Origin of the sequence: Blautia sp. DFI.1.216, from assembly GCF_020594215.1 — a bacterium.
In the GTDB taxonomy this organism is placed as follows: Bacteria; Bacillota; Clostridia; order Lachnospirales; family Lachnospiraceae; genus Blautia_A; species Blautia_A wexlerae.
Genome location: NZ_JAJDML010000013.1, coordinates 1 through 21,377, shown reverse-complemented (window position 1 = coordinate 21,377; position 21,377 = coordinate 1). Strand labels below are relative to the sequence as shown.

Sequence of the window (21,377 nt, the reverse complement as noted above, 5' to 3'; positions counted from 1 at the left end):
GAGAACAGAAACAAGAGCTGAAGCATCCCCGACTGATTTATTTTCATCAGGAGAATCTGTTTTCTTTTATGCATTAAGTTCAGGGCGAGAAGCTTTAAAGTCATTGTCATCAATAAAAGAGATGTGCCTTACGATTCCTAAACCGTTTGTAAGAATAGCAAATTTATCGGCATAACAGAAATGTCCATTGATATACATCTGTTTGGCATCAGTGCAGGAAACAGCCTGTGAAGGTATTAGTCCGTAAGCCATCTTATAAGGATCGATGTCAGGCTTGTCTTTATAGAATACTTTAAGCTTCTTGATCAAAGCATTGAGAGTCTTGGGATTATTTTGGGTAACATAAAGTTCAATCCCAGATGTATCAAAGTGAGCATCTGAGAAAGAGAAGAATCGATCAGCTGACAAATGGGTTCGGTGTAATCAGCCATGCGTTGAAACATAAGTTCAATGTAAGGCTCAAAATCATGCTTAAAGCAAGACATCAAAGAAGCATCCTGAACCTTAGTGAAACCCCAGAACTCTTTTAATTCTTTGCTGAGATGCAAAAAAAGCAAAAGCAGGGAATCCGTAGGGATGGAAAAAATCTTTTGAAGAATGAAAGCGATAAGAAACCCCTGTAATGGATACAAACGTTTTCGACCGATAGAAAGATAAAAAGCTGTAGGGAATTCTGGAGGAATAAATTCATTTAAGTCGAAGTGTTCCGACAGAAGTGAAAAGAAAGAAGGGGACTCATCAATGAATGAGTTTTGACAGTCTGAAAAAATGTCGCTTAAAGAAATCTGGTGGTATTTAGTAGCCATAATTTTTCTCCTCTCTGGTGTGCAAATATATTGGTGTCATTACCTATATTTTACCACTGGAGGAGAGAAAATTTATATAAATCAAGTGAGAAAGCCCAATAAAATCAAAGGGTTGATGGTGTTTATAAAACACCTAAGTAATTATAGATAAAGGAGAGATAAAATGCCGGCAATAAGTGTTTTAATGAAACCATCTTCCAGCATGTGTAACATGTCTTGTGACTATTGTTTCTACTGTGATGAAGCACAGAAACGTACACAAGAATCTTTCGGGTACATGAGTGAGAAAACGCTGAAAAACATAATACGGAAAACAATGTTGCATGCAGAGGGCATGATAAGCTACACTTATCAAGGCGGTGAGCCAACCCTGCGCGGAGTTGGTTTTTTTAAAAAAGTAATTGAATTTCAGAACCAATACAACAGAAATCATGTACGGGTGCAGAATGCGTTTCAGACCAATGGCTATGCAATTACAGAAGAATGGTGCCAGTTTTTCAAAGAAAATCATTTCCTGATTGGTCTGTCGGTGGACGGAACGGAAGAAATCCATAACTCTATGCGGCACACACATTCTGGGAGCGGCACCTTTGCCCGTGTCAATCAGACGGCAATGCTGTTGGATGAGTATGGGGTGGATTATAATATCTTAACCGTTGTCACGCCAAAAATCGCGGAGAATATTCGGGAAATATATGGCACTTATCAAAGGAGGGGATGGTATTATCAACAATATATTGCCTGTCTGGATCCCTTTGGAGAAGAACATGGGAAAAACCCGTATTCCCTTTCACCAGAAGTATATGGACGGTTTCTGACAGATTTATTCCGGCTGTGGTACAAGGATTTGAGGCGCGGAAAGCAGCCTTTTATCCGGCAGTTTGAAAATTATGTCGGTCTTGCGGCAGGATACATGGCGGAATCCTGTGAACAGAGAGGAGTCTGTGGAATCCAGAATGTGGTAGAAGCAGACGGAAGTGTGTATCCATGCGATTTTTATATGATGGATGAGTACCGTTTAGGAAATTTTAACACAGATCGCCTGGATGACATTAACCAGAGAAGGAGCGAGATTCAGTTCATCGAGCAATCCCGGAAATTGGATGAAGAGTGCCGCTTCTGTAAGTATTTCCGGCTCTGCCGGGGAGGTTGCCAGCGCAATCGGGATTTTCAACCTGATACTGGGTTTTATAAAAACTATTTCTGTGAAGGATATCGGATGTTTTTCAGGCAGTGCTATGAGCAGATCATAGAAATTGGGAAAAGCCTGTCCAAAAGCTGAGAAACTGTTGTCTGCATCACTTCGGGATTCTGTGCGACGGCGCAGATAAGTATCTGAACGATAAAGAAAAAGCTGAGTTTTATCCTGCCATGTTCAGGCTGATGGATGAAAACTTCCAGCGTATGGAAGAAGATCTGGTATGGCTGTCAGATAAGTTTGATTACAGAAATAAGGATGCTGACTGGAAAAACTCCAAAGATGCGCTCCAGCGTGGAATGCAGAAACTTCGCAGCGGATACCCGGCAGATCCGGTGCATAAGGCAAAATAAAAAATTCTCTCTTAACATTTATGAACCAATATACTTCATGATCATTTGTTAAGAGAGAATTTTTTATTACATTACAACTCCATCAATTTCTATATCAGCATCCACATCCTGAGTATAGTCGATATCTTCATATCGGAATCCAAACATATGATAGAAATCTTCCCAGTAACCATCAATATCGCAATATTCCTTTACAGTGTCTGTAGTAACAGCTTTCCAGCATTTTTTTACTTCTTCCTGAATCTCCGGCGTCAGTTCGTAATCATCCATACGAATGAAACCATTCTCATCTGTCTGGAAGCCTGTTGGTGTGTAGAGTTTCTGTGTAAATAGTCTGGCAATCTGCTGAATGCAGTTTTCATGATTTCCGGCTTTCTTCATTACTTTATAGAGAATTGCAAAATACAGCGGCACAACTGGAATTGCTGCACTTGCCTGAGTTACAAGGCCTTTATTTACTGATATTACCGCACAGACATCCGGATGTGCCTGATTAATCTCTGACATTGTTTTCTGTAAGTGCTGTTTGGCAGTTCCAATGGTTCCATGATAGTAGATTGGATAAGTCAGTTCCGGTCCGATGTAGGAATATGCTACAGTCACTGCATTCTCAGTCAGTACATCTGCCGCTTTCAACGCATCGATCCAGTCTGCCCAGTCTTCACCGCCCATAACCTTTACAGTACTTAAAACTTCTTCCTCTGTAGCAGGTTCCACTGTTTTCTCTGTGATCTCATTATTTCTCAGATCCAGACTCTTCTCTGTAAATGGCTCATCTGTAGTTTTCAGACAGGAAGACCAGGTCTTTCCTTCTGCATCTGTACGTCTCGGTGCTGCCAGGCTGTAGACTACCAGGTCCACTTTTCCAAGATCCTTTTTGATCAGTTCAATCGCCTTCTCCTTGATTTCCTTTGAAAAAGCATCTCCGTTAATGGTCTTTGCATAAACACCTTTCCCGGAAGCCAGTCTGTGAAACTCTGCTGTATTATACCATCCGGGTGTAGCTGTCCTTCTGCCATTTGCCTGACGTTCAAACATGATTCCAAGAGTATCGGCACCACAGTTTTCCAGTGCACAGATACGGGATGCCAGACCGTATCCTGTAGAACATCCAATAATCAGAGCTTTCTTTGTTCCATTTACAATTCCCTGCTTACAGGCGTAATCTGCCTGATTGCGCACACTCTCTGCACATCCCTGCGGATGTGCGGTTGTACAGATATATTCTCTTACTTTTGGCTCAATGATCATAACTTTTCTCCCTGAATTTATTCCTTTGCCTGATATTTTCTATTAAAGCTGCTTCTGATATACTGCGAATATACGACCCCACCCACTGCTTATTGCTTTTCGCAATTGAAGCAGGACCTTACTTGATTCGTTTAAATTGTATGTATTGCAAATATTTTGAATCTCAAAATATTATAGCAAAGAAAAAGCAGAACGTAAAGTAAAAATCTCAGATTCTTCCCTATGTTCTACTTTTTTTACATTCTGGCTCTGATTTCATCTATAAACTTTGTGAAATATGCTCCGCCCGAACATTACATTACTTTTACCCACTATTTCGCAGTAGTACTTCCAAATCCACCATTGCGGATTTCTGTAGCATCATCATCTACCGTGATTCCGTACTCTACAAAGATTCCCTGCATGAATCCTGTATCTGCCGGAATTGTCAGAGTTTTGTTTTCATTGGAATCATTTGTGATCTTTGAAAAAATGTGGCCTTCGTTATCTGAATAGAAATAATCACTGTCAATGATACCAACTGTGTTGTTAAGCTGAAGACGGTATTTAAATCCCAGTCCGCTTCTCGGATAACATTTCAGCACCCATTCCGGCTGCATTTCTACCCGGATTCCTGTCGGGATCTTTACTGTTTCGCCTGGCTTCAGAGTAAATTCTGCCGGTGCAAAGAAGTCATAGCCGGCACTTCCTGCTGTCGCTCTCTTCGGCAGACGGATAGCCTCGTATACTTTCTCTGCTTCTTCCTGAGACTGTGCGAAGGTATCAATCCAGTCTGCTGTGAAGCGTTCTTTGCTTACTTTATGAAATTTTGCGATTCGTTTCATCTGTTTTTCCTCCTGTCTGGTCATGCAAAGCTGACACTCTTGCTTCGCAGTACACTCATAGCTGAATATTTGACTGATTCAGTAAAAAAGCAGTTCAGGTACACCTGACGCATACTTGAACTGCCTGTATATTTCTTATTTATGCAATACGACTTTTCCTTCATGAAGAGTTTTGGGAACATCGATCACTCTCTGATTGCTGGAACCTTTCCATTTAAGGGAAAGTTCTTTCTTGTCCACCTCAAATTCACCGTCTACGCAGACATCCAGATAACGCACAATCTCTTCTTTGCAGATCTCCTCCCAGAGGAAACCTGTATAAAGCCAGATTGTTTTACCAGGATATCTCTTTCTGATCTCCTTCGCAAAGGCTGTTACCTCAGTGATATTTGCCGGGTGCAGTGGATCTCCACCTGAAAAGGTAATTCCGCTCACATAATCCTTATCCAGTTCCGCAAAAATCTCCTTGCGTTCTGCCTCACCGAAAGGCAGTCCGCCGTTTGGATCCCAGGTGACAGGATTCTGGCACTCCGGACAGCAGTGATTGCATCCTGCCACCCAGAGCACTACACGAAGTCCGTCGCCATTAAGCATATCGTCCTTGGTAATATTGTGATATCTCATAATTTTTTACGCTTCTTCCGGTACATCCTTCATGCTGAAGCTGATTCTTCCCATCTTGTCTTTGCCAAGGCAGATAACCTTAACTTTATCACCAAGTGTGAGAACATCCTCAACACGATTGATTCTTTCTTTACAGATCTTGGAAATGTGTACCATTCCCTCTTTACCCGGTGCAAATTCAACGAATGCACCAAACTCTTTGATGCTGACAACTTTACCTGTAAAGATCTGTCCTGCTTCAAAATCAGTTGCAATGATCTTAACCATGTTAGCTGCCTCATCCATGCTCTTCTGATCAACTCCACAGATAGATACCGCACCTTCGTCTGTGATATCGATCTTAACACCTGTACGCTCGATGATCGTATTGATAGTCTTTCCTCTCTGACCTACAACATCACCGATCTTCTGAGGATCGATCTGGATCTGGATGATCTTCGGAGCATATTCGCCTACAGCTGTACGTGGAGCTGCGATGCATTTCTCCATAACTTCTGTCAGGATATATTCTCTTGCTTCTTTTGTACGTCTGATTGCTTCTTCCACGATCGGTCTTGTCAGTCCATGGATCTTGATATCCATCTGGATTGCTGTGATACCGTCATGAGTTCCGGCTACCTTGAAGTCCATATCTCCGAAGAAGTCTTCAAGTCCCTGGATATCTGTCAGAACGATGTAATCATCATCTGTATCGCCTGTTACCAGACCACAGGAAATACCTGCTACCGGTTTTTTGATCGGTACACCGGCTGCCATCAGAGACATTGTGGATGCACAGATACTTGCCTGAGAAGTAGAACCATTGGATTCAAATGTCTCAGATACAGTACGGATCGCATATGGGAATTCCTCTTCGCTTGGAAGTACAGGAACTAATGCTCTTTCAGCAAGTGCACCATGTCCGATCTCACGACGTCCCGGTCCTCTGGATGGTTTTGTCTCACCTACAGAATAGGACGGGAAATTGTAGTGATGCATATATCTCTTTGAAGTTTCAAATTCGTCAAGTCCGTCAAGCTTCTGTGCTTCTGCAAGAGGAGCCAGAGTTGTGATGGTACAGATCTGTGTCTGTCCACGTGTGAACATAGCAGAACCATGTACTCTCGGGATAATATCTGTCTCTGCTGCCAGAGGACGGATCTGAGTAATGGCACGACCATCAGGACGTTTGTGGTCTTTTAAGATCATCTTGCGGACAGTCTTCTTCTGGTACTGATATACAGCCTCGCCCAGAACTGCAAGCCACTCTTCCTTGTCGGCAAAAGCTTCTTTCAGTTTCTCTGTTACCTGACGGATATTTTCTTCTCTTGTCTGTTTATCGTCAGAGAATACGGCAACTTCCATTTCTGCCGGAGGTACGACCTCTTTGATCGCTGCGAAGAGTTCTTCCGGAACTGCACATGATTCGTAGCTGTGTTTCGGTTTTCCGCATTCTTCTACGATCTTATCGATAAATTTGATGATCTCCTGGTTTACTTCATGAGCTTTATAGATAGCTTCGATCATCTTGTCTTCCGGAACTTCTTTTGCGCCGGCTTCGATCATGATTACTTTCTCTCTTGTGGAAGCTACTGTAAGCTGAAGGTCAGATACATCTTTCTGTGCCATGGTAGGGTTGATGATATATTCACCATTGATCAGACCAACCTGTGTGGTAGCACACGGACCATCAAACGGAATATCGGAAATGCAGGTTGCAATAGAGGAACCAAGCATAGCCGGAATCTCCGGATTACACTCAGGATCAACAGACATAACCATGTTTACCAGTGTTACGTCGTTTCTGTAGTCCTTCGGAAACAGAGGACGCATTGGTCTGTCGATCACGCGGGAAGTAAGGATTGCATGCTCGCTTGCTTTTCCTTCCCTCTTGTTAAATCCTCCTGGGATTTTGCCTACTGCATACATTTTCTCTTCATATTCAACGCTTAACGGGAAGAAATCAATTCCTTCTCTTGGCTCTTTGGATGCTGTTGCTGTAGATAAAACTGTAGTATCACCATAGTGCATTAATGCTGCACCGTTTGCCTGTTTTGCAACGCGGTTGATATCTACTGTCAAGGTTCTTCCGGCTAATTCCATGGAATAACTTTTGTACATATGTTCATTCTCCTTTTTTCATAATTCTGTTGTCATTTTCTGTTACCGTTCACTGCATGTCCGGTAACTACTTTATTCTTTTCAAATTTGTCTGTTCCGTCTGCTGACAATCTTGTCCATCAACGTTCAGACTTTTTATGAAATTGTCACATTAAAACAGGAGTCCGAAACAACTGAAAAAACTACTTTTCAGGCAAATATATCTGCCTGTTTTGTTACTTTCATATACAAAATAATCTTTTCAGTAGTCTCGGAAATAACTCCTGTCATGTTTCGCAGCTTCTGAATATGCAGATGCAGTCGAAACAACAAGCCACCGCAATCCTGAAAAACACCATATTTTACAGAACTGCCATATACATAAAAAGGGAGGCGGATGGAAATCCGCCCCCTTCCGCATACTAAAAGGCTATTATTTTCTTAAGCCTAATTTTTCAATCAGTGCACGGTATCTTTCGATGTCTGTTTTCTTCAGGTAAGCTAACAGTCCACGTCTCTGACCTACCATTTTCAGAAGACCACGTCTGGAGTGATGATCTTTATGGTTGCTCTGTAAATGCTCTGTAAGTTCCTGAATTCTTGCTGTAAGAACTGCTACCTGTACTTCCGGTGATCCTGTATCGCCTTCAGTTCTTGCATATTCTTTCATGATCGCTGCTTTCTTTTCTTTTGAAATCATTGTGATTTCCTCCTGTATTCTATAATTATTATTGATTGACCGCCACACATTAAGAGATGGTCGGAGTGTCCGGTCCCTGAACATGGGCTAAATTCACCTTGGTTAGTATAGCACATTGATTCTGGCGTGTAAACCTCTTTTTTACAAAGTTTCAAAATATTCCTGTCCCTTCACAGCATCCCTCTCCAGCTGTGCCTTCAGTGCCTCCAGCGAAGAAAACTTCTGTTCAGGTCTGAGGAATTTTTTGAAATCCACCTTGCAGTATTCCCCATACAGATCTTCATTGCAGTCAAACAGATATGTTTCCACACCAATAAACTTCTCGCCGCCAACAGTAGGCTTATGACCTACATTGGTAATTCCCTGATAACTTCTGTCTCTGAAATGGGATACTGTGATATAAACCCCGTTTGGAGGCATCAGTTTCTCTACCGGAGGGATCAGGTTGGTGGTCGGAAGCAGATATTTATGTCCCATTCCACGTCCATGTTCAACGATTCCTTCTACTGAGAAATCTGTTCCCATAAGGAAACGGAATTTTTCCATATTTCCTCTGTTCAGTTCTTCCCTGACAAAGGTACTACTAATCTTACGGCGTCCGTCCATTTCTTTTGGCAGGACTTCCGTATGAAATCCATATTTCTTTCCGAACTCTTTGAGCATGGCAGGAGTTCCTTTCCGCTCATAGCCAAAACGGAAATCCTCTCCAACTGCCACATAGGAAACCTGCAGATCTCCTATCAGTATTTCTTTTATAAAATTCTCTGCTTTCATGTGCCGTATTTTCTCTGTGAGCGGACATTCCAACAGTATATCCACTCCCATTTCTTCCAATATACGACATCTCTCTTCCTTTGTGAGGATTGTTCTTGAGGCAGTTCCAAGCGCAAGTACAACCGCCTGTGCACCTTCCTGTTTCTGCTCAATAATTTTCTCAACCAGTTTCTGATGTCCGCGGTGTATGCCGTCAAACTTCCCAAGTGTTACCGCACTGTGTGAAATTCTGGGAAAATCATTCTCAATCCTTAAATATTCCATCATGTCTCCTAAAACATTTTTACAGGGAAATACCTGTTTCTTTTCTCGTCCCACTGGTAAACTCCGGCAAAACTGCCTTCACTGCTGCACATACGGATCCATCCGTTTTTCTCCTGTGCATCGACCAGTGCCTGTACAAGAGGATTTCCATTAGCCAGAAGTCTGTCCCCTTCTTTTGTACAGCATACCCTTGGATACTCTGCAAGAATCTCCTCAATACCGAGGATTTTACTCTCTATGGTTCCTTTCTGCACTGCCTCTTCTGTCTGCGCCAGGGTAATGGCATCATCCAGTGTAAATCTGCCCACCTTTGTCCGCAAAAGACTTTCCATGGAAGCTCCACAGCCCAGCTTTTCCCCTATATCATGGCACAGAGTACGGATATAGGTTCCCTTGCTGCAGGTCACACGAAAACGCACCAGCGGAAAACTGATATCCAGAATTTCTATCTCATAAAAATGTACAGGTCTTGGTTTACGCTCCACAGTCTTGCCCTCTCTGGCAAGTTCATAGAGTTTCTTTCCATTGACCTTCAGTGCTGAATACATTGGCGGCACCTGCATATAGTCTCCCACAAAAGAACTGACCACTGTGCAAAGCTCTTCTTCTGTAACGGAAAGCTCTGTAGTCTGTGAGAGAACAGTTCCGCTCATATCCTGGGTATCCGTAACAACACCCAGACGCATCACTGCCTCATAGGTTTTCTCTTTATCTGTGATCATATCCACCAGACGGGTTGCTTTTCCCAGAGCCACCGGGAGCACTCCTTCTGCATCCGGATCAAGAGTTCCGGTATGTCCGATTTTCTTCATATGAAGGATTCCCCGAAGCTTTGCCACCACATCATGGGAAGTGAATCCTTTCTCCTTACGGATTACAATTACTCCATCCATCAGACTTCCTGCTCCTGAAACTGTTTGCAGATCTGTTCTGTCACATTGTTGATCACATCATACACAGAACCCTGAAGATCACATCCTGCTGCTCTCATATGACCGCCGCCGCCAAAATATACTGCAATCTTGCTTACATCCACATTTCCGTTGGAACGCAGGGAAACTTTGAAAGACTGAGTTTCCACTTCATAGATAAACATGGCAACTTCCACTCCCGCTGTAAGACGAAGCTGACTGACGATACCGTCCAGATCCTTGCCATCCACACCATAGAACTCCATGTCTCTTTTTTTAAGATATCCGATAATACATTTTCCATCCAGAAGCAGGATACTTTCTGCAAGAACACGCCCCATTACCTGATTCTGCACATAAGTTTTCTGATAGAAAGATTCGTCAATGATCTTACTGAAATTGAATCCTGTCTTCATCAGTTCCCCGGCAATACGCATGGTCTCCGGTGAAGTTGAAGAGTACTGAAATACCCCTGTGTCATGAACCATTCCCGTATAGATCGGCACTGCAATGGTACGGACCACTTTCTCAGGATCAAAAAGCCCATAGAGAACTTCACAGGCAGAGCTTACCTCTCCCCTGATATGATTCACCTGTGCAAATCCGGAGTTACTGATATGATGATCAATACATGCTGTTCTTTTTGCAGTGTCAAAGTATGGACCTGCAATGGCAAGTCTGTCTCTTGCACTTACATCACAGGTAACAAAAAGGTCATACTCTTTGTCACCGTCCAGCTCTGTTTTAATCTCATCCATACAGTCAATATGTCCGAAAACAGGTTTGGGATTATCCAGGTACACATCTGCCTGAATTTCCGGATAATAGGTTTTTACATATAAATATAACGCCATACAGGAACCAACGCAGTCACCATCCGGACGGATATGTCCGCCGATTCCCATTGTTTTCACACCTTCCAGTATTTCCGCAATATTTTCCATGTTCTCATCCTCTTTTAATTCTCATCCTGCTCCTCATCCTGTCTGTGGGAGTTGCTGTCTTTCTTGGTAACATCATCAATAAGCTTTGACATATTTACACCATACTCAATAGATTCGTCCAGAATAAAACGGATCTCCGGTGTATTTCTCAGGTTTAAATTACGCGCCAGCTGGCGTCTGATGTAGCCTTCTGCACTGTTCAGACCTTTGATCGTCGCTTCCTTTGCTTCTTTTTCACCCAGCACACTGATATATGCTCTGCAGGTTTTCAGGTCAGGAGCCACTTCTACAGCCATGACAGAAGTCATCGGATGAATACGCGGGTCCTTGATCTCGTTGCGGATAATGGTGCTGAGTTCCTTCTGGACTTCCCCATTGATCCGGGTATTCTTAATACTGTTTTTTCTCATTTTAAGTTTTACTCCTATATATCCGGCAATTCTGTCAAATACTGTGAGCAATCCGGATCATCGACTATCCTGATCACATTATTTTCTGAATTACCACAATCAAGTCAAGGTGCGCACCACACTGTACCTGACACTATGAATCGCGCACCCTACCTTTATAAACCATTACTATCTCGGTACTTCTACCATGATATAAGCTTCTACTTTATCTTCCTCTTTCACATCGTTAAATCCGTCAAATACAAGGCCACATTCGTATCCTGCCTTAACTTCCTTAACATCGTCTTTGAATCTCTTCAGGGATGCAAGCTCACCTTCAAATATCTGCTCGCCTTCTCTGGAAATACGAACCTTGCAGTTTCTCTGGAAGATACCATCCAGAATATAGCTTCCTGCAATCGTACCAATACCGGATGCCTTGAACAGCTGACGCACTTCCGCATGACCGATAACTTTCTCCTCAAATATAGGATCAAGCATACCCTTCATGGCAGCTTCTACATCTTCGATTGCCTGATAAATAACTCTATACAGACGAAGATCTACACCTTCCTGCTCAGCAAGCTGTTTTGCGGTTGCATCCGGACGGACATTAAAGCCGATAATGATCGCATTTGATGTAGCCGCAAGACTTACGTCAGACTCATTGATCGCACCAACACCGCCATGGATCACCTTTACAACCACTTCTTCGTTGGAAAGTTTGGTCAGACTCTGTTTTACAGCTTCCACAGATCCCTGTACATCTGCTTTGACAATGAGCGGAAGTTCCTTCAGATCGCTTGCCTGAATCTGATCAAAGAGATTATCCAGAGATAATTTGCCCTTAGTCTCCTCAAGAAGACGGTTCTTGTTCTCAGATACAAATGCACCTGCAAAGTTCTTGGCTTCCTTATCACTGTCAAATGCAAGAAGAATTTCACCTGCATTCGGCACATCACCAAGTCCCAGGATTTCTACAGGAGTAGAAGGACCTGCTTCTTTAATCCTGCGTCCCTTATCATCCATCATGGCACGAACCTTACCATTGCATGCTCCTGCTGCAATAAAGTCTCCCACATGAAGAGTACCTTTCTGGACAAGGATCGTGGCAACCGGACCTTTACCTTTATCAAGCTGAGCCTCGATTACAAGACCTCTTGCGGAACGGTTCGGATTTGCCTTTAATTCACATACCTCGGCTGTAAGAAGGATCATCTCAAGAAGAGTATCGATTCCCTCTCCTGTATGTGCGGATACAGGAACAAAAATCGTACTTCCGCCCCAGTCTTCCGGAATCAGTTCATATTCAGAAAGTTCCTGTTTTACACGCTCAATATTAGCACTTGGCTTATCAATCTTGTTGATTGCAACTATGATCTCAACGCCTGCCGCCTTCGCATGGCTGATAGCCTCTACTGTCTGAGGCATCACACCATCATCAGCTGCTACAACCAGAACTGCAATATCTGTGGAGTTTGCACCACGCATACGCATAGCTGTGAAAGCTTCATGTCCAGGTGTATCCAGGAATGTGATCTTCTGTCCGCCAACCTCTACTACAGAAGCACCGATATGCTGTGTGATACCGCCGGCTTCTCCACGTGTTACATTTGTCTTACGGATTGCATCCAGAAGAGATGTTTTACCATGGTCAACGTGCCCCATAACACAGACTACAGGTGGTCTTGAAACCATATCTTTTTCGTCTTCTTCATCCTCTTTGAGGAGTTCTTCGATAACGTCTACCTTCTCTTCCGGTTCTGCGATGATATCATATTCCAGAGCAATCTCCTGAGCTTTCTCAAAATCGATCTCATGGTTTACGGTAACCATCATACCCTGCATAAAGAGCTTCTTCACAATTACTGACGGCTGCATTTTCATAGCTTCTGCCAGTTCGCGGATCGTCATCTTCTCCGGAAGTGTGATTTCCTTAACCTCAGGTTTCTTCTCTTCCTGTTTTGGCTGCGGAGCCGGTTTCTGCAGAGCTTTCGGGATTCTGGAATTCTTATTGAATCCACCCTGGTTTGGTCTGCGTCCGCCACTCTGTGTCTTATCAAAATCTTTTTTCTTGTTTTTGTTCTCTCTGTCTCTTTCTCTCTTGCTGTCTTTGGAAGTCTTTGTCAGTTCCGGTGCAAATGCCATATCGTCATTCTTTCTTGTATTCTGGCGCTGTCCCTGACGTCCCTGACTGCCGCCGAAGCGTCCGTCACGTCCTTCACTTCTGTTTCCGTCCGGACGACCCTGGCCATTGCCCTGCGGTCTTCCTCCCTGACGGTTTCCATCTCCCTGTGGTCTTCCCTGTCCGAAACGTCCTCCCTGACGATTTCCATCGCCCTGGAATCTTCCGCCCGAACGGCCCTGACCATCGCCCTGGGATCTTCCCTGTCCGAAACGTCCTCCCTGGCGGTTATCTCCCTGGGATCTTCCCTCGCCCTGAGGTCTTCCCTGACGGTTTCCTTCGCCCTGGTTTCTTCCCTGGCCAAAACGTCCTCCCTGGGATCTTCCTTCACCCTGAGGTCTTCCCTGACGGTTCTGTCCGTCCGGTCTTCTGTTGCCTGTACCTGGGCGGTCATTATTATTTCTTCTTGGTCTGTCACCGTCTGTTCTTGAACTGTCGGAATTTCTTCCTTCTGCATTTCTTGGTGAACCTGTTCTCTCGCCTTCAGCTTTCACAGGTTTCTTTCTTGTTTTTCCTCCGTCACTTGCATTCTGTGCATGAAAAACGCGGATAATATTTTTTTTCTTTTTAGGTGTTTCAGTTTTATCTCCTTCTGATTTTGCTGTTACAACCTTTTCTTCTGTCTTGGGAGTCTCCAATTTCGCAATATGCTCCTTTCCCCTGTTATTATTGTCTTTTCTGAATCTATTCTTTACTTCCGAAACCGCAGGCTCATCCACCATACTCATATGGCTTCTCACATCAACGCCTTTTGATTTCAGAAACTCGATCACTTCTCTGTTCTGTCGTCCAAGCTCTCTGGCCAGCTCATGTACTCTTAATTTTGACAATCGCTATACCTCCTTCATGATTGCTTTCGCAAAGTTCTCATCCTGGACAGCCAGACAGGCGCGGTACTCCTTTCCCATTGCTCTGCCTAAGCTCTCTTTATCTGAGAAGAAGAAAATCGGAACTTCATAAAAACTGCACATATTCCTGAATTTCTTCTTTGTATTCTCGGAGGCATCCTCAGCAACGATCACAAGCAGTCCTTTTCCGGTCTTTACAGATTTCTCTGTGGAAAATTCTCCGCTTACGGTCTTGCCTGCTTTGGTAGCCAGCCCTATCAGCGACAGTACTCTGTTATTTTTCAATATCTTCCAGCTCCTTCTTAAGTCGTTCGTATACCTCATCCGGAACCGCAGTTTTCAGTGAACGCTCAAGTCCATGATTTTTAATCGCTTTATCCAGACATTCTCTGGAAAGACACAGATATGCGCCTCTGCCGTTTTTCTTACCAGTAGTATCAAGCACGATTTCATCTTCTGTAGTCTTAAGAACTCTGAGCATCTCTTTCTTGCTTTTCATTTCCCTGCAGCCGGTACACTGGCGCATGGGAATCTTATTCTTCGTCTTCATTCTCTCCTGCTTCCTGAGCCTGTGGCTCTTCTTCTACAGGAACTTCCTCTGAAACTTCTTCTGCTTCGGTTTCTTCTGTCAGGGAATCTTCTGCTGAAGTTTCCTCTGCTGATGCCTCAGCTGCATCTTCTGCAGTCTCGTCATCATCATAATCATAGAAATCACCGGCTTCTTTTGCCTGAGTCTCACTCTTGATGTCAATCTTAAATCCTGTAAGTCTTGCAGCAAGACGTGCATTCTGACCTTCTTTACCGATTGCAAGGGACAGCTGATAATCAGGAACAACTACCAGAGCTGTCTTCTCATCAGGATCTGCCATAACTGCGATAACCTTTGCAGGGCTCAATGCATTCTCGATCAGGATTGCAGGATTCTCATCCCAGTTGATGATATCGATCTTCTCACCGCGAAGTTCCTCAACTACTGCATTGACACGTGCGCCGTTCATACCTACGCATGCACCAACTGCATCTACATCCGGATCGTTGCTCCATACAGCGATCTTTGTACGGGAACCGGCCTCACGTGCGATGCTCTTGATCTCAACAGTTCCGTCTTTTACTTCTGCAACTTCTGACTCAAAGAGACGTTTCACAAGTCCCGGATGAGTTCTGGATACCAGAATACGAGGTCCCTTCGGGGTATCCTTGACTTCAAGAATATACACCTTAATTCTCTCTGTCGGCTGGAAGGTTTCCCCTTTCACCTGTTCATTCTCACTTAATACTGCATCTGCCTTACCAAGATTGATGCTTACATTCTTACCCATCACACGCTGTACAATACCGGTTACTACTTCTTTCTCTTTTCCATAATATTCATCATACAGCACTTTACGTTCTTCCTCACGGATTTTCTGCAGGATAACGTTCTTTGCATTCTGTGTCGCAATACGTCCGAATTCCTTAGACTGGATCGGAACCTGTATCATGCCTCCGATCTCAGCTCTTGATGTGATCTTCAAAGCATCTGCCAGAGAAATCTCCATTGCAGGATCCTCTACGTATTCTACGATACTTCTGTCTGCATACACTGAAAAATCGCAGGTTTCCGGATTAATAGTTACATGTACATTGTCAGCTTTTCCAAAATGGTTTTTGCAGGCCTGGATCAGAGACTGCTCAATTGCCTCAAGCAGAGTATCTTTGCTGATACTCTTTTCCTTTTCAAGGATATCCAGTGCCTCCTTTAACTCTCTGCTCATTTTTTTCTTATCCTCCCGAATTAACTAAAACTCTATTGCGAGGCGTATCAGGGCTGTGTCTTTCTTATCAAAAACACGCTCGGTTCCATCCTCATCGATTGTCACACTGTTACTATCATATGCGGTCAAAATCCCGCAGAACTCTTTTTGCTTCTCGATTGGCCGATAGGTACGGATTTCCACCAGTTTTCCCATGTTTCTCTCAAAGTCTTTGTCTTTCTTCAGCGGTCTGTCCAGTCCCGGTGAACTGATCTCCATGATATAACTGTCTTCAATAAAATCATTCTCATCCAGTTTGTCACTGAATGCTCTGCTGACTGTCTCGCAGTCATTTACTGTAATTCCGCCTGGTTTGTCAATGTATCCTCTCAGATACCAGTTACCTGCTTCCTTCACATATTCTACATCAACCAGTTCAAAGCCGTTAAGTTCTACGATCGGTGCCAGAAGTTCCTCTGCGCGCTTTTCATACTCTTCCCGTCTGCTCATTTTCCCACCTGCCTTTCCATGCAACAAATAAGAGTGGGCTCACGCCCACTCCTTTGTCAACAAGTTCTAATTTAGATGTATTGTAACACCAATTTCCGGCAATTGCAAGGCTTTTCCTGCAAAAACCTTGATTTTAGCGGATTTGTTGGTTTTATATACGTGGTTTTATTCCTTTACTGTCCCGTTTGGACAGTTTTATCCTGTTGAGAATATAGGGTTTATCATGGTAAGTAATGGTATATTCCTGGCGGCTTTCCAGAAGATATGCATGATCCAGCTTATCTCCTTCTGCCAGTTTCATTCCACGCACCCCGATAGATGTTTTCTTCATAGCAGAAATATCCTGTTTCTGAAATCTTAAGAAATATCCGCCTTCACTCTGGAATACCACCTGTTCCATTTCATCCGCAGAACCCACAAAAATCAGAGAATCCTCTTCAGCAAGTTTCGTAGACACGATCGTTCTCTTCGCCACATCAAACTCTGCACCACTCACCAGCTTGCACATGGATGCAGCAGTGACAAACAGAAGTGTATTTTCTTTTACAGATGCCAGTGGTGCTACATAGAGCATACGTTCCTGTGCACTGTCATAATTGCTCAGATTATCTGCCGGTGTCCCCTTATCCCTGAAACGAACCAGCGGAATATCTGCCACCTTGATACTGTGCATCTTTCCATTATCTGTAAAGATACAGATCTTATCTGTATTCATACAGTTAAACACATATTTGTTCTCTGCATTGGCAGCTTCTTTATTTCTCTCATATGCAGACTTATCAATGGTCCGCATATATCCGAAGCGGTCCATAAGGAATGTGACTTCCATTTCTTCCATCTTCTTTTCCTCATAGACAACTTCTTCTGCATTCTCGATCACTGTGCGGCGTTTCGTACCGTATTCTTTCTTGATCTGATCCAGTTCTTTCATAATCACTTCTGCCATGGAATCATAATTATTCAGGATATCTTCATAAACGGAAATGTTCTTCATTGTTTCTGCATAGTCTGCCTGAAGTGCCTCGATCTCCAGACCGATCAGTTTGTACAGACGCATATCCAAGATCGCAGCTGCCTGTTTTTCTGAGAAATGCAGCTTCTGCGCAGCTTTCTCGCTTGATTTGCTCTTGAACCTGATTCCTTCTGTCACACCGTCAACCAGGCATTTCTTTACCTGTTCTCTGTTCTTGCTTCCTCGCAGGATCTCGATGATCAGGTCGATCACATCACATGCCTTGATCAGACCTTCCTGGATTTCTTTCTTCTCCTGCTCTTTATTCAGAAGTGTGGTGTACTTTCTGGTCGTGACATCGAATACGAAATCTACGTGATGCTCGATCACCTGCTTCAGACTCAGAGTCTCCGGTCTGCCATCCGCAACTGCCAGCATATTCACGCCAAAAGTATCTTCCAGCTTTGTCTTCTTATAGAGCATATTTGTAAGATTCTCTACATCTGCGTCACGCTTCAGGTCAAGAACAATACGGATTCCCTCTTTGGAAGACTGGTTGGAAATATCCACGATATCTGTTGCCTTCTTGTTTTCCACAAGAGACGCAATATCATTCAGGAATTTTCCGATATTTGCACCGATCATTGTGTAAGGAATCTCCGTGATCACAAGCTGCTGTCTGCCGCCTTTGAGCTTCACTGTCTCCACCTTACCTCTGACACGGAGCTTCCCTGTTCCTGTCTCATAAATCCTGAGCAGGTCATCTTTATTTACTACCAGACCACCTGTCGGAAAGTCCGGTCCCTTGAGATAGCGCATCAGCCCTTTGACGCTGATGTCGTTATTCTTCATATATGCTTTTACAGCATCTACCACTTCACCCAGATTGTGAGGTGGAATACTGGTTGCCATACCGACTGCAATACCGTCTGCTCCGTTTACCAGCAGATTCGGGATTCTGACAGGAAGTACCACCGGTTCCTTCTCTGTCTCATCAAAGTTCGGCATAAAATCTACCACATTCTTATCCAGATCTTCGAGGAAAACATCCTGTGTCAGTTTCTCCAGTCTGGCTTCTGTATATCGCATGGCAGCTGCACCGTCGCCCTCGATGGAACCGAAGTTTCCATGTCCGTCGACCAATGTTTTGCCTTTCTTAAAATCCTGAGCCATTACCACAAGCGCTTCGTAGATAGAACTGTCACCGTGGGGGTGATATTTACCCATGGTATCCCCTACGATACGGGCACATTTTCTGTATGGCCTGTCATAACGGATGCCCAGTTCATACATATCATACAGGGTTCTTCTCTGTACAGGCTTCAATCCGTCACGCACATCCGGCAGGGCTCTGGAGATAATAACACTCATGGCATAATCTATATAGGATTTCTGCATGACCTCCGCATAGTCGGTAGGAATCACATTCTCCTGTTTTGTTTCCATTTAATTTCTTTCCTCCATCTCAGACACATATCCATGTATCTGTCTTAATTTCCACATAACACTCCGGCGAAATCAGATGTCCAGCTCTGCATCCTGTGCATGCTCATAGATAAATTTCTTTCTCGGCGGGACATCGCTTCCCATCAGAATCTCTGTCACGCTTGATGCAAGTCTCGCATCTTCAATCTCCACCCGCTTCATCATTCTAGTTTCCGGATTCAGAGTCGTCTCCCAGAGCTGCTCCGCATCCATCTCGCCCAGACCTTTATATCTCTGAAGAGTAAAGCTTCCCGGCTTATGGGCACGTCTGTATCTCTCCAGTGCCTTATCATCGTACAGGTATTCCTCCTGCCCCTTCTTAGGCATGACTTTATATAATGGCGGCATGGCAATATACACATGTCCCTCAGTAATCAGATCCGGCATGAAACGATAGAATAAAGTAAGGAGCAGTGTGGAAATATGCGCCCCATCCACATCGGCATCAGCCATGATCACAATCTTGTCGTAACGAAGCTTCGTAATATCAAAGTCATTTCCGTATCCTTCGGAGAATCCACATCCGAATGCATTGATCATGGTCTTAATCTCCGCATTGGCAAGCACCTTATCAATAGTAGCCTTCTCCACATTCAGGATCTTACCTCTGATAGGAAGGATCGCCTGATAATTACGATTACGGGCAGTCTTTGCGGAACCTCCCGCAGAATCTCCCTCTACGATAAAGATCTCACACTGGGAAGGATCCTTTTTTTCACAGTTTGCCAGCTTTCCGTTAGAGTCAAAGGAATATTTCTGCTTTGTCAGAAGATTGGTCTTGGCTCTCTCCTCTGTCTTGCGGATTTTGGCAGCTTTCTCCGCGCAGGAAAGGATTGTCTTAAGAGTCTCCAGATTTCTGTCAAAATAGAGTACCATCTGCTCTCCTACAACCTTTCCGGTTGCGCGTGATGCATCCTGATTATCCAGCTTTGTCTTGGTCTGTCCCTCGAAACGCGGTTCCGGATGCTTGATGGAAACAACTGCTGTCATTCCGTTACGGATATCTGCACCTGTGAAGTTCGGATCCTTGTCTTTAAGAACGCCAATCTCTCTCGCATAAGTATTCATGACTGTGGTAAATGTAGTCTTAAATCCAGTCAGATGAGTACCGCCCTCTGCATTGTAAATGTTATTACAGAAGCCCAGTACATTCTCACGAAATTCATTGGTAAACTGAAATGCCACCTCTACCTGAATGCCGTCTGCTTCCCCTTTCAGGTAAACCGGATCATGCAGGACTTCCGCGCTGTGGTTCAGATCTTTGATAAATCCAATGATACCATCCGGCTCATGATAGGTAATATCCTCGACCTCTGCACCTCTTTTATCCTCAAAGCGAATAGTCAGTTCCGGATTCAGATATGCAGTCTCATGAAGTCTGCTCTTTACTTCTGTTGCAGAAAATCTTGTCTTTTCAAAAATCTCCGGGTCAGGGAGGAAATTGATACTTGTTCCGGTCTGTCTGGTCTTACCCAGCTTCGGCAGCAGCCCTTCCTCAAGTTCAATGGTCGGAATTCCCCGTTCATAGTGATCATGATGCACATATCCGTCACGACTGATCTTAATGTCCAGATATGTAGACAGGGCATTCACAACCGAAGAACCTACTCCATGAAGTCCTCCGCTGGTCTTATAGGCAGAATTATCAAATTTACCGCCTGCATGAAGAGTTGTAAATACCAGTCTCTCTGCCGACACTCCTTTCTCATGCATATCTACCGGAATCCCTCTTCCATTATCCGTAACCGTACAGGAACCATCCTTCTCCAGAATCACATGGATCAGACTGCAGTATCCTGCCAGATGTTCATCTACTGCGTTATCTACGATCTCATAAATGAGATGATTTAATCCTTTTCGTGAAACACTTCCGATGTACATTCCCGGACGCTTACGAACCGCCTCCAGACCTTCCAGGACAGAGATGCTCCCTGCATCATAGGTGTTTTTCTTTGCCATGTCTGTTACATTTCCTTTCTTTCTATCAACCGGATTGCTTACTGTAAATCCGGGAATGATTTTTTGCATTGCAAACATTTGTTCGTATTATAACCCAGTTTTTATTCTTTTTCAAGTGCGAACTTTCCCTTGTCAACGGAATAAAACACAAAAAATAATCAGAACCGAAATTCTGATCCTTTTCTGACTGTAAGCCTGTTCTGTTATAATTTGAGTGCATTTATCTTATCATTGGTTTTTTCAGCTGTCAACTGTTTCATTTGCCTACAAGGCTGTTTGGCATTATCTTTACAGTAGAAATATCTGTAAGAAACAGAAGCTATTTCTTTGTCTTAAATTTCTTCATTGTGGAGTATGGACTGTAAACTCTGGATTTGTCTTTGGATGTTTGGTTCCATGCCCGTATGGTCACATACCAGGTACCCTTCTTTACGTTTGTAAAGGTTACAGTTACGGTATTTTTGCCTTCTGTACGTTTCAGATATTTCTTAACCGGATATTTTTCACCTGCGGAGGTTTTGTATTTGTTTCCCAGCAGGATTTCATAACCTGTGGCATTTTTGCATTTTGTGTAAGTAACAGTCACAG

The 21,377-nt window shown here is 43.7% G+C and carries 20 protein-coding genes; 2 read left to right on the top strand and 18 right to left on the bottom strand.

Annotated features, from left to right (window positions below; translation table 11 throughout):
- Positions 1-305: 305 nt before the first annotated feature.
- Positions 306-806 (bottom strand): transposase, encoded by a 501-nt coding sequence (locus tag LJE11_RS20055; RefSeq protein WP_044956036.1) that lies wholly within the window; start codon positions 804-806, stop codon positions 306-308.
- 163 nt (positions 807-969) lie between these two features.
- On the opposite strand from LJE11_RS20055, the gene LJE11_RS06970 reads away from it, so the two are divergent.
- A complete protein-coding gene (locus LJE11_RS06970; RefSeq protein ID WP_227295744.1) occupies positions 970-2,088 on the top strand; it encodes an anaerobic sulfatase maturase in 1,119 nt (372 codons plus the stop codon).
- The gene (locus LJE11_RS06965; RefSeq protein WP_227295757.1) at positions 2,085-2,357 is read left to right on the top strand and encodes a DUF6062 family protein; all 273 of its coding nucleotides are present in this window, start codon (positions 2,085-2,087) and stop codon (positions 2,355-2,357) included. Before LJE11_RS06970 ends, LJE11_RS06965 begins: the two co-directional genes overlap by 4 nt.
- 66 nt (positions 2,358-2,423) lie before the next feature.
- Here LJE11_RS06965 and fabV read toward each other — a convergent pair whose 3' ends face one another.
- The 17 genes from fabV to LJE11_RS06880 form a co-directional block, all read right to left on the bottom strand.
- On the bottom strand, positions 2,424-3,608 hold the full coding sequence (fabV, locus tag LJE11_RS06960; RefSeq protein WP_227295742.1) for an enoyl-ACP reductase FabV: 1,185 nt from the start codon (positions 3,606-3,608) through the stop codon (positions 2,424-2,426).
- A 311-nt stretch (positions 3,609-3,919) separates the two neighbouring features.
- On the bottom strand, positions 3,920-4,432 hold the full coding sequence (locus LJE11_RS06955; RefSeq protein WP_008707572.1) for a deoxyuridine 5'-triphosphate nucleotidohydrolase: 513 nt from the start codon (positions 4,430-4,432) through the stop codon (positions 3,920-3,922).
- A 135-nt stretch (positions 4,433-4,567) separates the two neighbouring features.
- A complete protein-coding gene (gene nrdG, locus LJE11_RS06950) occupies positions 4,568-5,056 on the bottom strand; it encodes an anaerobic ribonucleoside-triphosphate reductase activating protein (protein ID WP_008707576.1) in 489 nt (162 codons plus the stop codon).
- A gap of 6 nt (positions 5,057-5,062) precedes the next feature.
- Positions 5,063-7,156, bottom strand: coding sequence for a polyribonucleotide nucleotidyltransferase (locus LJE11_RS06945; protein WP_026648524.1), 2,094 nt, complete (start codon positions 7,154-7,156; stop codon positions 5,063-5,065).
- Positions 7,157-7,568: 412 nt separating this feature from the next.
- Complete coding sequence (gene rpsO / locus LJE11_RS06940; protein WP_008707580.1) at positions 7,569-7,835, bottom strand: 30S ribosomal protein S15; 267 nt, start codon at positions 7,833-7,835, stop codon at positions 7,569-7,571.
- Positions 7,836-7,976: 141 nt separating this feature from the next.
- Complete coding sequence (locus LJE11_RS06935; protein ID WP_025577184.1) at positions 7,977-8,873, bottom strand: bifunctional riboflavin kinase/FAD synthetase; 897 nt, start codon at positions 8,871-8,873, stop codon at positions 7,977-7,979.
- A gap of 8 nt (positions 8,874-8,881) precedes the next feature.
- Positions 8,882-9,769 carry a tRNA pseudouridine(55) synthase TruB gene (truB, locus tag LJE11_RS06930; protein ID WP_334303273.1) on the bottom strand — a complete coding sequence of 296 codons (888 nt, stop codon included), beginning with the start codon at positions 9,767-9,769 and terminating at the stop codon, positions 8,882-8,884.
- Positions 9,766-10,728 (bottom strand): DHH family phosphoesterase, encoded by a 963-nt coding sequence (locus LJE11_RS06925; RefSeq protein ID WP_008707584.1) that lies wholly within the window; start codon positions 10,726-10,728, stop codon positions 9,766-9,768. The genes truB and LJE11_RS06925 overlap by 4 nt, the downstream gene beginning before the upstream one ends.
- Positions 10,729-10,742: 14 nt before the next feature.
- Positions 10,743-11,138, bottom strand: a complete 396-nt coding sequence (gene rbfA / locus LJE11_RS06920; protein WP_008707585.1) for a 30S ribosome-binding factor RbfA — start codon at positions 11,136-11,138, stop codon at positions 10,743-10,745.
- 168 nt (positions 11,139-11,306) lie between these two features.
- Positions 11,307-14,132, bottom strand: coding sequence for a translation initiation factor IF-2 (infB, locus tag LJE11_RS06915; protein WP_227295739.1), 2,826 nt, complete (start codon positions 14,130-14,132; stop codon positions 11,307-11,309).
- 3 nt (positions 14,133-14,135) lie between these two features.
- On the bottom strand, positions 14,136-14,474 hold the full coding sequence (locus LJE11_RS06910; RefSeq protein WP_008707587.1) for a L7Ae/L30e/S12e/Gadd45 family ribosomal protein: 339 nt from the start codon (positions 14,472-14,474) through the stop codon (positions 14,136-14,138).
- Positions 14,425-14,700, bottom strand: a complete 276-nt coding sequence (gene rnpM, locus LJE11_RS06905; RefSeq protein WP_008707588.1) for an RNase P modulator RnpM — start codon at positions 14,698-14,700, stop codon at positions 14,425-14,427. The genes LJE11_RS06910 and rnpM overlap by 50 nt, the downstream gene beginning before the upstream one ends.
- Positions 14,684-15,904, bottom strand: coding sequence for a transcription termination factor NusA (nusA, locus tag LJE11_RS06900; RefSeq protein ID WP_022380143.1), 1,221 nt, complete (start codon positions 15,902-15,904; stop codon positions 14,684-14,686). The genes rnpM and nusA overlap by 17 nt, the downstream gene beginning before the upstream one ends.
- 24 nt (positions 15,905-15,928) lie before the next feature.
- A complete protein-coding gene (gene rimP / locus LJE11_RS06895; protein ID WP_008707593.1) occupies positions 15,929-16,393 on the bottom strand; it encodes a ribosome maturation factor RimP in 465 nt (154 codons plus the stop codon).
- Between the two features lie 151 nt (positions 16,394-16,544).
- Positions 16,545-18,791, bottom strand: coding sequence for a DNA gyrase/topoisomerase IV subunit A (locus tag LJE11_RS06890; RefSeq protein WP_227295737.1), 2,247 nt, complete (start codon positions 18,789-18,791; stop codon positions 16,545-16,547).
- A 72-nt stretch (positions 18,792-18,863) separates the two neighbouring features.
- Positions 18,864-20,789 carry a DNA gyrase/topoisomerase IV subunit B gene (locus LJE11_RS06885; protein ID WP_044952445.1) on the bottom strand — a complete coding sequence of 642 codons (1,926 nt, stop codon included), beginning with the start codon at positions 20,787-20,789 and terminating at the stop codon, positions 18,864-18,866.
- Between the two features lie 319 nt (positions 20,790-21,108).
- A partial coding sequence (locus tag LJE11_RS06880; RefSeq protein ID WP_227295735.1) for a hypothetical protein occupies positions 21,109-21,377 on the bottom strand: 269 nt, incomplete at its 5' end.

Bases quoted from the DNA above. Each gene is read 5' to 3' on its own strand.
- LJE11_RS06885 (WP_044952445.1), bottom strand. From the start codon at position 20,789: ATGGCAAAGAAAAACACCTATGATGCAGGGAGCATCTCTGTCCTGGAA.
- rimP (WP_008707593.1), bottom strand. From the start codon at position 16,393: ATGAGCAGACGGGAAGAGTATGAAAAGCGCGCAGAGGAACTTCTGGCA.
- nusA (WP_022380143.1), bottom strand. From the start codon at position 15,904: ATGAGCAGAGAGTTAAAGGAGGCACTGGATATCCTTGAAAAGGAAAAG.
- rnpM (WP_008707588.1), bottom strand. From the start codon at position 14,700: ATGAAGACGAAGAATAAGATTCCCATGCGCCAGTGTACCGGCTGCAGG.
- LJE11_RS06890 (WP_227295737.1), bottom strand. From the start codon at position 18,791: ATGGAAACAAAACAGGAGAATGTGATTCCTACCGACTATGCGGAGGTC.
- LJE11_RS06945 (WP_026648524.1), bottom strand. From the start codon at position 7,156: ATGTACAAAAGTTATTCCATGGAATTAGCCGGAAGAACCTTGACAGTA.
- LJE11_RS06925 (WP_008707584.1), bottom strand. From the start codon at position 10,728: ATGGAAAATATTGCGGAAATACTGGAAGGTGTGAAAACAATGGGAATC.
- rpsO (WP_008707580.1), bottom strand. From the start codon at position 7,835: ATGATTTCAAAAGAAAAGAAAGCAGCGATCATGAAAGAATATGCAAGA.
- fabV (WP_227295742.1), bottom strand. From the start codon at position 3,608: ATGATCATTGAGCCAAAAGTAAGAGAATATATCTGTACAACCGCACAT.
- nrdG (WP_008707576.1), bottom strand. From the start codon at position 5,056: ATGAGATATCACAATATTACCAAGGACGATATGCTTAATGGCGACGGA.
- LJE11_RS06935 (WP_025577184.1), bottom strand. From the start codon at position 8,873: ATGGAATATTTAAGGATTGAGAATGATTTTCCCAGAATTTCACACAGT.
- rbfA (WP_008707585.1), bottom strand. From the start codon at position 11,138: ATGAGAAAAAACAGTATTAAGAATACCCGGATCAATGGGGAAGTCCAG.
- LJE11_RS06910 (WP_008707587.1), bottom strand. From the start codon at position 14,474: ATGAGGTATACGAACGACTTAAGAAGGAGCTGGAAGATATTGAAAAAT.
- LJE11_RS06955 (WP_008707572.1), bottom strand. From the start codon at position 4,432: ATGAAACGAATCGCAAAATTTCATAAAGTAAGCAAAGAACGCTTCACA.
- LJE11_RS06970 (WP_227295744.1), top strand. From the start codon at position 970: ATGCCGGCAATAAGTGTTTTAATGAAACCATCTTCCAGCATGTGTAAC.
- LJE11_RS20055 (WP_044956036.1), bottom strand. From the start codon at position 806: ATGGCTACTAAATACCACCAGATTTCTTTAAGCGACATTTTTTCAGAC.